The sequence below is a fragment of the Facivitalis istanbulensis genome (assembly GCF_040560405.1).
Taxonomy (GTDB): Bacteria; Pseudomonadota; Alphaproteobacteria; order Sphingomonadales; family Sphingomonadaceae; genus Sphingomonas; species Sphingomonas istanbulensis.
Genome location: NZ_JAVSCQ010000006.1, coordinates 75,063 through 88,414 on the forward strand (window position 1 = coordinate 75,063; position 13,352 = coordinate 88,414).

General features: G+C 66.1%; 11 protein-coding genes. 8 read left to right on the forward strand and 3 right to left on the reverse strand.

The window, feature by feature from the left end:
- The first annotated feature begins 2 nt into the window (after positions 1-2).
- The 6 genes from RN629_RS06025 (at position 3) to RN629_RS06050 (ending at position 6,556) form a co-directional block, all read left to right on the forward strand.
- Complete coding sequence (locus RN629_RS06025) at positions 3-1,541, forward strand: NADH-quinone oxidoreductase subunit M (protein ID WP_407034368.1); 1,539 nt, start codon at positions 3-5, stop codon at positions 1,539-1,541.
- Positions 1,541-3,001 (forward strand): NADH-quinone oxidoreductase subunit NuoN, encoded by a 1,461-nt coding sequence (nuoN, locus tag RN629_RS06030; protein WP_407034369.1) that lies wholly within the window; start codon positions 1,541-1,543, stop codon positions 2,999-3,001. Before RN629_RS06025 ends, nuoN begins: the two co-directional genes overlap by 1 nt.
- Before the next feature lie 5 nt (positions 3,002-3,006).
- Entirely contained in the window at positions 3,007-3,711 is a 705-nt protein-coding gene (locus RN629_RS06035) for a biotin--[acetyl-CoA-carboxylase] ligase (protein WP_407034419.1), read from the forward strand.
- 11 nt (positions 3,712-3,722) lie between these two features.
- Positions 3,723-4,502 (forward strand): type III pantothenate kinase, encoded by a 780-nt coding sequence (locus tag RN629_RS06040; protein ID WP_407034370.1) that lies wholly within the window; start codon positions 3,723-3,725, stop codon positions 4,500-4,502.
- 142 nt (positions 4,503-4,644) lie between these two features.
- Positions 4,645-6,279 (forward strand): ribonuclease J, encoded by a 1,635-nt coding sequence (locus RN629_RS06045; RefSeq protein WP_407034371.1) that lies wholly within the window; start codon positions 4,645-4,647, stop codon positions 6,277-6,279.
- Positions 6,280-6,283: 4 nt separating this feature from the next.
- Entirely contained in the window at positions 6,284-6,556 is a 273-nt protein-coding gene (locus tag RN629_RS06050) for a DUF1467 family protein (RefSeq protein ID WP_407034372.1), read from the forward strand.
- Between the two features lie 120 nt (positions 6,557-6,676).
- Here the strand turns inward: RN629_RS06050 and RN629_RS06055 are convergent, their stop codons facing one another.
- From RN629_RS06055 to uxuA, 3 genes are read right to left on the reverse strand one after another with little or no spacing between them, the layout of a single operon-like run.
- Positions 6,677-8,068: a mannitol dehydrogenase family protein gene (locus RN629_RS06055; RefSeq protein WP_407034373.1), complete on the reverse strand. Its 1,392-nt coding sequence runs from the start codon at positions 8,066-8,068 to the stop codon at positions 6,677-6,679.
- The gene (uxaC, locus tag RN629_RS06060) at positions 8,065-9,477 is read right to left on the reverse strand and encodes a glucuronate isomerase (protein ID WP_407034374.1); all 1,413 of its coding nucleotides are present in this window, start codon (positions 9,475-9,477) and stop codon (positions 8,065-8,067) included. Before uxaC ends, RN629_RS06055 begins: the two co-directional genes overlap by 4 nt.
- Positions 9,474-10,694: a mannonate dehydratase gene (gene uxuA, locus RN629_RS06065; protein ID WP_407034375.1), complete on the reverse strand. Its 1,221-nt coding sequence runs from the start codon at positions 10,692-10,694 to the stop codon at positions 9,474-9,476. Before uxuA ends, uxaC begins: the two co-directional genes overlap by 4 nt.
- Positions 10,695-10,826: 132 nt before the next feature.
- Between uxuA and RN629_RS06070 the strand changes: the two genes are divergently transcribed.
- Together RN629_RS06070 and RN629_RS06075 are read left to right on the forward strand one after the other, a co-directional pair.
- Positions 10,827-11,726: a sugar kinase gene (locus tag RN629_RS06070; RefSeq protein ID WP_407034376.1), complete on the forward strand. Its 900-nt coding sequence runs from the start codon at positions 10,827-10,829 to the stop codon at positions 11,724-11,726.
- A gap of 290 nt (positions 11,727-12,016) precedes the next feature.
- On the forward strand, positions 12,017-13,300 hold the full coding sequence (locus RN629_RS06075) for an MFS transporter (RefSeq protein ID WP_407034377.1): 1,284 nt from the start codon (positions 12,017-12,019) through the stop codon (positions 13,298-13,300).
- The last annotated feature ends 52 nt before the right edge of the window (positions 13,301-13,352 follow it).

Here is a 13,352-nt window from a genome sequence, read left to right on the forward strand (position 1 = left end):
TGATGCAGGGCTTCCCCATCCTCTCCGTCATGCTGGCGGTCCCGGCCATTGCCGCGATCGCCTGCCTCTTCCTCAACGCGAACGGCGCGCGCCTGATGGCGCTCGCCGCGACCCTCGTCGATTTCGCGCTCGGCATCCTGCTTTGGGCGAATTTCGATATCGGCGGGGCGCAGTGGCAGTTCGTCGAGCATTCCCCCGGATTGTTCGGGCCGTTCGGCTGGTCGCTCGGGATCGACGGTTTCGCGCTGCTGCTCATCATGCTCAGCGTTTTCCTGATGCCGATCTGCATCGGTGCAAGCTGGCGCGCGATCGAAAAGCGCGTGCCGGAATATATGGCGCTGTTCCTGCTGACCGAAGCGCTGATGATCGGCACTTTCGCGGCACAGGATCTGTTCCTTTTCTACATCTTCTTCGAAGCCGGTCTGATCCCGATGTATCTCATCATCGGTATCTGGGGTGGCGCGAACCGGATCTACGCGTCGTACAAGTTCTTCCTGTACACGCTGCTCGGCTCGCTCCTGATGTTCGTCGCGATGCTCTACATGGCGCGTACGGCGGGCACGACCTCGATCCCGGTGCTGCTGGCCTATGACTTCCCGGCGTCGGTCCAGACCTGGCTGTGGATCGCCTTCTTCGCCTCGTTCGCGGTCAAGATGCCGATGTGGCCGGTCCACACCTGGCTGCCCGACGCGCACGTGCAGGCACCGACGGCGGGTTCGGTCATCCTTGCGGGCGTGCTCCTGAAGCTGGGCAGCTATGGCTTCCTCCGTTTCCTGCTGCCGATGTTCCCGGAGGCGAGCGGCCATCTGACCTGGCTGATCTTCGCGCTCTCGGCGATCGCGGTGATCTATGCATCGCTCGTCGCGCTCGTGCAGTCGGACATGAAGAAGCTGATCGCCTATTCTTCGATCGCGCATATGGGGATCGTGACCATCGGCCTTTATGCCTTCAACCAGCAGGGCATCGAAGGCGCGATGATCATGATGCTCAGCCATGGCCTGGTGGCGAGCGCGCTCTTCCTGTGTGTCGGCGTCATCTACGACCGGCTGCACACCCGGGAGATCGCGCGTTACGGCGGGCTGGCGATCAACATGCCGCGTTATGCCGTGTTCTTCCTGTTCTTCACCATGGCCTCGATCGGCTTGCCGGGCACGAGCGGCTTCATCGCCGAGTTCCTGTCGCTGATGGGGACCTATCAGGTGTCGACCTGGACGGCGTTGCTCTGCACCACGGGCATCATCCTGGGGGCGGCATATATGCTCTATCTCTACCGGCGGATCGCCTATGGCGAGATCAAGTCGGATGAGGTTGCGGCGATGCCTGACCTGTCGAAGCGCGAATTGTGGCTGCTGGTTCCGATCGCGGCGGTGACATTGTGGATGGGTGTCTATCCGGAGAGCTTCCTGGCACCGATGCGCAAGGATGTGGCGATCCTGTTGCAGCGCGTCGACCGGGCCAATCCCGGTTCCGACAGCCGCCCGACGGCCGGCCATCCGGCGCCGGTCACCACCCATGCGGTCGCGCACGGGGAGGCGCACTGATGAGCTATTCGTTGAACCTTTTGATGGTCCTGCCCGAACTGGTGCTGAGCCTTGGCGCGATCGCGCTGATGCTCGTCGCCGCCTGGGGCGGGCCGAGCGCGACGCGGGGAATCTCGATCGCCGCGATTTTTGTGCTGGCCGGTGCGATGGTCGCGCTGGCCGGGCCGGCGACGACCGGCGGTATCGCCTTTGACGGACTGTACCGCGCGGATGCCTTTGCCGGCTTCGCCAAGGTGCTGATCTATATCGCGACGGCGGTGGCGATCATCATGGCGCCGGGGTTCTTCTCCAAGACGCCGGGTGAGGATCTGCGCCCGGAATATCCGGTGCTGATGCTGCTCTCGGCGGTTGGCATGGGCATGATGGTGTCGGCGGGCGACCTGTTGACGTTGTATGTCGGTCTCGAACTGCAGAGCCTCGCCGCCTATGTCCTCGCCAGCTTCATGCGTCGGGACACCCGGTCGGCTGAAGCGGGCCTGAAATATTTCGTGCTGGGCGCGCTGGCATCGGGCATTCTGCTCTATGGCATTTCGCTGGTCTATGGCTTCAGCGGCACGACCAGTTTCGCGAACATCGCGGCCGCCTACGGGCGTGATGCGGCGATGGGTACGCATTCGCTGGGTCTGATGTTCGGCCTGGTGTTCGTGTTCTCGGGGTTGGCGTTCAAGATGTCGGCGGTTCCCTTCCACATGTGGACTCCGGACGTCTATGAAGGCGCGCCGACACCGGTCACCGCGTTCTTCGCATCCGCGCCTAAGGTAGCCGCAATGGGCCTCGCCATGCGGGTCGCCGTCGAGGCCATGGGTTCGGTCGCGCAGCAATGGCAGCAGATCGTGACCTTCGCCGCGCTGGCGTCGATCATCCTGGGTGCGGTCGCGGCGATTGGGCAGACCAACATCAAGCGGCTGCTGGCCTATTCGTCGATCAACAATGTGGGCTTTGCGCTGATCGGTCTGGCGGCGGGGACGGCGCAGGGCGTCGCGGCGGTGCTGACCTATCTGACCATCTATGTGATCATGACGCTGGGCACCTTCCTGATCGTCGTGCGGATGCGCGATGAGCAGGGCCAGCCGGTGGAGACGATCGCCAGCCTGGCGGGCCTGTCGCGGACGCGTCCGGCCGTGGCTGCGGCGCTTGCGATCTTCATGTTCTCGGTTGCGGGTATTCCGCCGCTGTTCGGGTTCTATGCGAAGTTCGCGGTGTTCGACGCGGCGGTCGCGGCGGGGCTGTTCCCGCTGGCGGTAATCGGTGTCGTCGCCTCTGTGATCGGTGCCTATTATTACCTGCGCGTCGTCAAGACGATGTATTTCGACGAGCCCGCGGGCGCGTTCGTGCAGGACTCGCATCCGGTCGAGAATGGCCTGATCGCGCTGTCGGCGATCTTCATCTCGCCCGTGGGTTACCTGGCGATCCCGGTTCTGGGGGCCTGGTCGCTGGCGGCGGCACGGGCGCTGTTCTGAGCCGACTGCTCCATGTCCCGGAGACGGGATCGACCAATGCCGATCTTCGTACGCTGGCCGAGGCTGGCGGCGAGGACGGTCTTTGGCTCCGCGCCGATCGGCAATATGCCGGGCGCGGACGCCAGGGGCGAGATTGGGCGTCGCCCATCGGCAATTTCTACGGATCGACCCTGGTGCGACTTCGCTCGGGCGATCCGATGCCGGCCACGCTGGCGCTGGTGGCTGCCGTGGCCATCGAGGAGGCGGTGCGTTTCTGCCTCCCATCGCTGGGTGACCGGCTGTTCCTCAAATGGCCCAACGACCTGCTGATCGAAGGGGCGAAGCTGTCGGGCATCTTGCTGGAACGGGTCGGCGATGCGGTGGTGATCGGGATGGGGATCAACATCGCCGCCGCGCCCGAACTGCCTGATCGCGCCACGACGGCGCTGGCGGTCTATGGCGCCGCGGTCGATCCCGCCGTCATGCAGGGATTGCTCGCGGATGCGATGCGGCAATGGGTGGCGACCTGGCGGGGGCAGGGGCTTGGTCCCGTCATGGCCGCGTGGGAGGCGCGGGCGCATCCGCGCGGTACGCCATTGACCGCCAGATTGCCCGATGGACGCGTGGTGGATGGTGTTTTCGACGGGCTTGGCGCGGACGGCGCGCTGCGGCTCGGCTTGGCGGACGGCGGTTCGGCTGTCATTCATGCCGGTGATGTTTTCCTGATCTGAAGGATGGGCTGATGCTGCTTGCGATCGATGCCGGGAATACCAACGTGGTCTTCGCGTTGCTCGACGGGCGCACGATCAAGGGCCGATGGCGCATCGCCACCGATCCGCGCCGGACGGGCGACGAATATGCGGTGTGGCTGAGCCAGTTGCTCGCGCTCGAGGGTTATGCGCGTGAGGATGTCGGCAGTGTCATCATCGCCACGGTCGTGCCGCGCGCGCTGCACAATCTTCAGGTGCTGGCACAGAAATATTTCAAGGTCGATCCGCTGATCGCGGGCCGTGCGCCGGTGGAATGGGGCATCGCCATCGATGTCGACGAGCCCGGCTCGCTGGGCGCGGACCGGGCGGTCAACACGATCGCGGCGCACGCGCTGTATCCAGGCGATCTCATCACGATTGATTTCGGCACCGCCACGACGTTCGACATCAGCGACTATCAGGGTGCCTATAAGGGCGGGATCATCGCGCCGGGCATCAACCTGTCGCTCGACGCGCTCGTCACCGCCGCCGCCAAATTGCCGCGCATCGCGATCGAGGCTCCCGCGAGCCGGAGCGTGATCGGGCGGAACACGGTCGACCAGATGCATATCGGGATCTTCTGGGGCTATATCGCGATGATCGAAGGGCTGGTCGCGCGGCTGAAGGCGCAGGTCGGGCGGCCGGTCAAGGTGCTGGCGACCGGCGGCCTGGCGGCTTTGCTGAGCCCGCACACCGATGTCTTTGACCATATCGAGCCGGACCTTACCATTCAGGGGCTGGCGATCCTTTGGGAACGGGCCCATATTGATTGAATGCGTTTCGGATCGGACAGCCCGCGAATAGCCGCCGGGCGTCCGATCCGCATGAAGAGATGACCGCGCCCTGACCGGCGCATTTTACCACGGCCCATTGCCCGCTTTCAGCGGGCCACGGGCGTCCATTGTCAGGAAGTGAATGACTCCCAAGAAAGAATTGCTGTTCTGCGCGCTCGGTGGATCGGGCGAAATCGGCATGAACGTGAATTTGTACGGCACCGAAGGCAAATGGGTGATGGTCGATTGCGGCATCACCTTCGCCGATCCGGCCTATCCCGGCATCGACGTGATCCTGCCCGACCTGTCCTTTATCGAGGATCGGCTGGACGATCTGGTCGGTATCGTGCTGACCCATGGTCATGAGGACCATATCGGTGCCTTGCCCTATCTGGCCGAGGATCTGGGCGTGCCGATCTATGCCACCGCCTTCACCGCCGGGCTGGTGCGCGGCAAGCTGGAGGAAGAAGGCAGCGCCAACCGCGTCAAGCTGCGCGTGATCGAACAGGGCAAGACCTTTGAGGTCGGTCCGTTCGACTTCACCTTCGTGCCGCTGTCGCACTCGATCCCCGAGGCCAATGCGCTGCTGATCGAAACCGCGCAGGGCACCGTCTTCCACACCGGCGACTGGAAGCTCGATCCCACGCCGGTGATCGGCAAGCCTGCCAGCCCGGCGCAGCTGGCGGCGATCGGCGATCGCGGTGTCGATGTCCTGATCTGCGACTCGACCAACGCCTTCAACACCGAGGCTTCTGGATCGGAAGCCAGCGTCCGTCCGGGACTGGCCGAGACGATCGCACGCGCCAAGGGGCGGGTGGTCGTCACCACCTTTGCGTCCAACGCCGCGCGCCTGGTGACGCTGGGCGAGGTGGCCAAGGAAACCGGGCGCAAGCTGTGTGTCACCGGCCGCTCGCTCGACCGGATCCTGAAGGTCGGCCGCGCCTGTGGGTATTTCAAGGGCTTCCCGGAGACGGTCGATCCCGAAACCGCGATGCGGTTGCCCAAGGACCGGGTGCTGATCGTGGCGACCGGTGGGCAGGGCGAGCCGCGCGCGGCCCTGTCGCGCATCGCCGAGGGTAGCCATACGATCCGGCTCGATACCGGCGATACGGTGATCTTCTCCGCGCGCCAGATCCCGGGCAACGAAACCGCCGTCGGCCGCATCCAGAACATCCTGGCGGGCAGGGGCATCCGCATGGTCACCGAGCGGCAGGCGCATGTCCATGTGTCGGGCCATCCCGGTCAGCCCGAACTGGCGCAGATGTACAAGTGGCTGCGCCCCAAGCTGCTGGTGCCGGTGCATGGCGAGATGCGGCACATGATGGAACATGCGCGCTTCGCCCAGACCCAGGGCGTGCGCAACACGTTCGTTCAGTCGGACGGCGATATCGTCCGCCTGCTGCCGGGCAATGCTACCAAGATCGGGACTGCGCCGGTCGGCCGGCTGGTGCTCGATGGCGACGTGATCCTGCCGTCGGACGGCTCGACCATGAACGAGCGGCGCAAGATGGCGATCAACGGGCAGATCTCGGTCGGCGTCGCGGTGGCCAAGGGCCGTCTGGTCGGCCGGCCCCAGATCCGCGTCCAGGGCGTGCCGGTGGAGGATGAGCGTGACGCGTTCATCGCCGAGGCGATCGAGGCGGCGGCCAAGGCGGTCGACGGCGCACGGCGGCCGGTCGACAAGCTGCGCGAGGATGTACGGCTTTCGGTGCGGCGCGTCGCGACCCGCTGGACCGGCAAGAAGCCGATCGTCGACGTCCTGTTGATCGAGGCCTGATCCCATGCACTGGACGTCGGCGCTTGCGATCTACGTCCTGTTCTGGTTCCTCGCCGTCTTCCTGGTCCTGCCCTTCGGCGTTCGGACCAGCGAAGAGGTGGGGGAGGCACCCATTCCCGGCACGGCCGAAAGCGCACCGCACGTCTTTCGGCCCGGCCGTTTCCTGTTGCGGACCACGATCGTCGCGACCGTGATGTTCGTTCTGTTCTACGCCAATTACCGCTATGGCTGGATCACGGCCGGGATGCTGGATTGGAGCGGCGTGACGAAGGGCTGAGCAGCGTCGGCGCGAGGCCTTGGCGGGCTGCTGCGCCGTTCCGCTGATGGTCGTTGGAGCGGCGGGGGATTGAAGCCCGGCGACGGAGCCGCCCTTTCACTCCGCCGGATGGCTTGGCGTTCATCCTTCGCAAAGCGTTTGCAGCAGTGCCTTTTGCGCATCCGTTGGTCGCCACTGATCGGCCAGCAGCCCACCGTCGCCGAACAGCCCGTCCACGATGCCGTCTGAGCCTAATCGGGCCCAGAGGCCGGCCAGTTCCCCGGACAGCGGATCGGGCGACAGGGCATGGCCCGTGCGGCTGAAACGCAGCCATGCCGCCAGCGCGGTCAGGGTCGCGGGTGCCGTCTCGCCCCGGTGCCCATGCTCGGCCAGCGACGCGAGCCAGCGCGGTCCCACCTTCTGCGACCCGTCGCTCGCGATCTGGGCCAGCCGATGGGCCAGCGCCGGATTGGCGAAGCGCGCCAGCAACGCATCGGCATAGCGGTCCAGATCCTGGCCGGGGGCCGGAGTGAAGCTGCTCGCCGCCTCCTGCCGCATCAGTCGCTCCACGACCGGGCGAATGACCGGATCGGCGACGGCCTGATGCACAAAGCCATGGCCCTGCTCCAGTCCCAGATAGGCGAGCGCCGAGTGCGCGCCGTTGAGCATCCGCAGTTTTGCCGTCTCATAGGGCCGGACATCCGGGACCAGCCGCGCCCCTCCCATCTCCCAACGCGGCCGTTCGCCCGCGAAATCCTCCTCGATTACCCATTGGCGATAGGGTTCGGTGAGGACCGCGCCGTCGTCGCGCTGGCCGAGAAGGGCTTCGATACGCTCGCGATCGGCGTCGGTCACGGCGGGGACGATCCGGTCGACCATGGTGTTGGGGCAGCGCCAGTCGCGCTCGAACCAGTCCCGTGCCCGCGTCATGCCATGATGGTCGAGAAACGCGGCGAGCCCGTCGCGCAGGACCCGGCCATTGTCGGGCAGGTTGTCGCAACTCACCAGGGTCAGCGGGTCGAGGCCCGCCGCCTGTCGCGCCGCGACGGCCTGGCCGAGATGATGATAGATGCTGTTCCCGTTCGCCAGAAGTCCCGCCAGGTCGGTTTTCCCATCGGGGCGTCGCCAATAGCCCTTCTCGGTCACGGTCAGCGTGACCAGCCGGGTGTCGGGGGCGGCGAGCAGGGCGGCCAACCGCTCGGGGCCCCGCGCCGCGACCGTGACGTCGCGGATCGCGCCGATCAGCCGGATCCTATCGCCGTCGCCGGAGCGTTCGGTGACGGTATAGAGCCCGTCCTGCGGGGCCAGCGCCGCGCACATCCCCGCCGATCGCAGCGAGGCTGCCGCGATCGCCCAGTTCCGGTCGCCGGCCGCCATCGCGTCGTCGGTATAGACGGCCTGATGGGCCCGGTGAAACGCGCCGAGCCCCAGATGGACGATGCCGATCCGCTGTCCTTCCCGGTCATAGCCGGGCCGGGCCACATCGTCGGGCAGCGCGGTGACGCTGCCGGCGTTCAGGCGAGCGGTGCTCACAGGCGATAGGCTCTGCGAACGAGGCCGCTGGTCAATTGATGCGCCAGTTCGACCGCCTCATCCTCCTCCAGCCGGTGCTCGGCGACCAGCCGGGCGAGGAAGTCGCAATCGACCCGTCGCGCGACATCGTGCCGCGCCGGGATCGACAGAAAGGCGCGCGTGTCGTCGTTGAAGCCGACCGTGTTGTAGAAACCCGCCGTCTCGGTCGTCATCTCGCGGAAGCGGCGCATCCCCTCAGGACTGTCATGGAACCACCAGGCGGGGCCCAGCTTCAGGCAGGGATAATGGCCCGCCAGCGGGGCCAGTTCACGCGCATAGGCGCTTTCGTCCAGCGTGAAGAGGATGATGGTCAGGTCGCGTTCGTTGCCGACGACGTCCAGCATGGGCTTGAGCGCATGGACATAATCGGTCCGCATCGGCAGGTCGGCGCCCTTGTCGCGGCCATGGCTGGTGAACAGCCCGGCATTGTGGTTGCGATAGGAGCCGGGGTGGATCTGCATCACCATGCCGTCCGCGACGCTCATCTTCGCCATCTCGGTCAGCATCTGCGCGCGGAACAGTTCGGCGTCGGCTGGAGTCCAGTTGCCGCCGACGATCCGCGCGAACAATGCTTCGCATTCGACCGCCGACAGATTGGCGGTGGCGGCGCTGGGATGGCCGTGATCGGTCGCGGTCGCGCCCATTGCGCGAAAGGCGGCCCGACGCTTTCGATGCGCGGCCAGATAGCCCTGCCAGCCATGGACATCCTCGCCGGTCAGCGCGGCGAAGCGCTCCATCGCGGCCGCAAATTGTTCATGCTCGACATCGATCACGCTGTCAGGGCGATAGGTGGTGATGACGCGTCCCTGCCAGCCCGAGGCGCGGATCGCCTGGTGATGGAGCAGCGCATCGTCCGCGCCTTCGGTGGTGGCGAGGCAGTCGATACGGAACCGCTCGAACAGCGAACGCGGATGAAAGGCCTCGGTTGCCAGCCTCTCGCCGATCGCGTCGAAATAATGGTCGGCGGTGGCGGCCTCCAGCGCGACGTCGATCCCGAATATCTCGGCAAAGACATGGTCGAGCCACAGCCGCGACGGCGTGCCGCGAAACAGATGATAATGTGCCGCGAACAATGCCCAGGCCGCCCGCGGATCGGTCGTGGGATGACCCGAGCGGCGGGGGATCGCCAGATCGTCCAGCGGCACGCCCTGGCTGTAGAGCATCCGGAAGATATAGTGATCGGGCGCGAGCAGCAATTCGGTGGCGTTCGACCATGGGGCATCGGTCGCGAACCAGCGTGGATCGGTATGGCCGTGCGGACTGACGATCGGCAGATCGGCAACCTCGGCATAGAGGGTGCGCGCGATCGCGCGTGTCGTCGGATCGGCGGAAAACAGTCGATCGGGATGAAGCGCCAGGCGCCGGGTCACGCGACCGGCTCCTGCGCGGCGGCATGCGGGGCCTGCGTGACGGCACGCTCTGGCGACAGGTCCAGCATATGGGCGATCCCCTGTTCCAGCCCGCGCAACTCCGCCAGTCCGCGCATCCGGCCGAGCAGTGAATAGCCCGGATTGGCCTCGCGGTGGAGGTCGTCCATCATCCGGTGGCCATGATCGGGCCGCATGGGAATGGCGCGCCGCTGGACCCGCGAAAGCTCGACCACGGCCTGCACCACCTCGATCATGCGGGCATCGCCGCCCAGATGCGCGGCCTCGTGAAAGCAGCGTTCCTCCGCCTCCCATGCGACGGACCGGAGGTGGAGAAAATCGATCCGCTCGCCAAAGCGCCGGATCATCGCGGGCAGATCGTTGTCGGCGCGCACGCCGAACGAGCCGGTGCAGAAGCATAGTCCGTTGGCGGGCGACGGCACCGCGGCGTAGAGGCGGTCGAGATCGTCCGCCGTGCTGACCACGCGCGGCAGGCCGAACAGGGGAAAGGGCGGATCGTCGGGATGGACGACAAGCGTGATGCCCACCTCCTCCGCGATCGGGCACACGGCGTTCAGGAAGGCTACATGGTTGGCGCGCAACTGGTCGGCATCGACCCCGGCATAGCTCTGGATGGCACGGAGAAAGGCGGCGGAATCGAAGCTTTCTTCGCTGCCCGGCAAGCCGGCGATGATGGTGCGTTCCAGCCGGTGACGCTCCTGCGCGGTCATGGCGGCGAAGCGCTCGGCGGCGGCGTGACGGACCGCCGGGGAATAATCGGCCTCCGCCCCGGGGCGGCGCAGGATATGAAGGTCATAGGCCGCGACCGCCGCCCATTCGAAACGCAGCGCGGTTGCGCCATCGGGCAGCGGCCAGTCGAGATCGGTTCGTGTCCAGTCGAGCAGCGGCATGAAATTATAGGTGACGGTGCGCACCCCCTCCGCCGCCAGATGGCGCAGGCTGTCGCCATAGGCCTGGATCAGTGCGGGGTTCAGGTCGCCGCGCTTGATCGTGTCGTGGACGGGCAGGCTTTCGACGACGCTCCAGCTCAGCCCCGCCGCCTCGATCATCCGCCGGCGTTCGGCGATGGCGGCGCGTGGCCAGACCTGTCCATTGGGAATGTCATGCAGCGCGGTTACCACTTCCGTGGCGCCTGCCTGGCGAATATGGAACAAGGATACGGGATCGGCAGGGCCGAACCATCGCATCGTCTGGATCATGAACACGTCGCCAACTCTCATTCGATAGAGGCCAATGCCGGATCGACTGGCGTTAGCATTGGCATTTCGGATTGACCAGTTCAATAATCTGGTCTTGCCACACAGGCGATGGATGGAACGGAGAGGAAACGCATGGGCGTCGTCGTCGTCGGAGAAGGAATGATCGAGTTGTCGCGGGGCGAAGGCGATGGCTGGCGGCTGGGCCATGGCGGCGATACGCTGAACACCGCGATCCACATGGCGCGGATGGGATGCGATGTCCGCTACCTCACCGCGCTGGGCGACGATCCGTTCAGCACGACCTTGCGAACCGACTGGGCGAAGGAGGGGATCGACACCGCGCTGATCCAGACGGATGCCAGCCGGATGCCGGGCCTGTACGCGATCACGACCGACGCGGTGGGCGAACGCAGCTTCGCCTATTGGCGCGGGCAGAGTGCGGCGCGGCGGACGCTGTCGTTGCCCGGCAGTGGCGCGGTGGTCGCGGCGGCGGCCGATGCCGACCTGCTGCTTTTCTCGCTGATCACGCTGGCGATCCTGGAAGAGGAGGGGCGCGAAAGGCTGTTCGACCTGGCGGCGCGGGTGCGCGCCGGGGGTGGCCGGGTGGCGTTCGACGGCAATTATCGGCCCCGGCTGTTCGCCGATCGGGACGAGGCGCAGGACCTTTGCCGACGCGGTATCGCCGTCTGCGATATCGGCCTGCCGACGCTGGAAGACGAGATGATGCTGGAGGGGGTGACCTCGGCCGAGGCGGTGCAGGCGCGCTGGCGGGGACTGGGGGCGACCGAACTGGTCGTGAAGCTGGGGGGCGAGGGGTGCCTGTTGACGCAGGTCGGGCTGGTGCCGCCGCCCCAGTTCCTGGCACCACGCGATACCAGCGGAGCGGGGGATGCGTTCAATGCGGGCTATCTGGCCGCGCGGATGCAGGGCTTTGCGCCCGCCGAGGCCGCGATCCGGGGACATAGGCTCGCCGGATGGACGGTGATGCGCCCCGGCGCGATTCCCCCGCGCGACGAAGCCTTGCCCTTCTAGATGTTTAGTCCCGGCATTTGTCGCGTCGGTGCGGGCCATGGTCATCGAAGAGAGCCGGGGGCGGCGTTTCCCGAATTTGCGGGCTGTCGCGGGTGACTGGGCGGGGGTGCCGTCCGGGGCGGTCGTGAGGGTCTGGCCTGCTGCGGACCACAAGGTCCAGGACAGGCGATGGCACGGTCGGCCATTAGTTTGTAAATCTGGCCTTACCACTATGGACTTGTTGGCTTTACCTTCCTAGCATTCCATTATTCGCCCCGGAAGGCGAGCGTGGAGAGAGGGCGGGGAAGGCAATGAAGAAGGTACGACACCTTCGCTGGTGGATCGTCGCGTTGGTGTGTGGCGGGACGATCACCAATTATCTCGCGCGCAATTCGCTGGGCGTGCTCGCCCCCGAACTAAAGACCACGCTGCACATGACGACGCAGCAATATAGCTATGTCGTCGGTGCGTTCCAGCTCGCCTATACCGTGATGCAGCCGGTCGCAGGGGCGATCATCGATCGTTTCGGCCTGCGCGTCGGGTTCGCGGTGTTCGGCGTGGCCTGGTCGGTCGCCAACATGCTGCACGCGCTGGCGGCGGGATGGCTGGCAATGGCGCTGTTTCGCGGACTGCTCGGCATGGCGGAGGCGTCGGCCTTGCCGTCCGGGGTGAAGGCGATTGCCGAATGGTTTCCCCCGCGCGAACGATCGGTGGCGGTGGGATGGTTCAACGCGGGCACCTCGCTGGGCGCGTTGCTTGCCCCGCCGGTGGTGGTGACGATCTCGCTCTATGCCGATTGGCGCTGGGCCTTTGTCGTCACGGGCTGTGTCGGCATCGCCTGGGCGGTGGCCTGGTACGTCTTCTACCGGTCTCCGGCCGATCATCCCGGGCTGGAGGACGACGAATATCGCGCGATCATGGCCGATCGTCCGCCGCCCACCGGCAAGCGGAGCAGCCCGCGCGCGATCCTGTCCACCGCCAAATTCTGGACCATCGCGATTCCGCGTTTCCTGGCCGAACCGGCATGGCAGACCTTCAGCTTCTGGATCCCGCTCTATCTGGCGAGCGAGCGTGGCATGGACCTCAAGCAGATCGCGCTGTTCGCCTGGCTGCCCTTTCTGGCGGCGGATCTGGGCAGCGTGTGCGGCGGCTATATCTCGCCCTGGGTGATGCGGCGATTCGGGACCGGGTTGATCGGGTCGCGGGTCGTGGGGGTCTGCATGGCGGCGGTGCTGATGATCGCGCCGGGCTGTATCGGGCTGGCGGCCGACCCCTATACCGCGATCGCCCTGTTCTGCGTCGGGGGTTTCGCCCACCAGATGCTTTCCGTGCTTATCAATACCTTGTCGGCCGATGTTTTTACAGCGGAGGAGGTCGGTACCGCCAATGGCTTTGTCGGCCAGGCTGGATGGGTCGGCGGCCTGCTCTTTTCGCTGCTGATCGGGCAATTGGCCGATCACACCGGCTATGGCCCGCTATTCGCCGCGCTGGCCGTGTTCGACCTGATCGGCGCGGCGGTGCTGGTCGCGCGGATGCGCCATCTTCACGTGGCGGGTGCGGTGACTGTCGCAGAGGATGCCGCTATGCAATCATAGGACAGAAAGGACGATCAGGCCGGATCGGAAGGCCGGACGCCTTGTGGGGCAT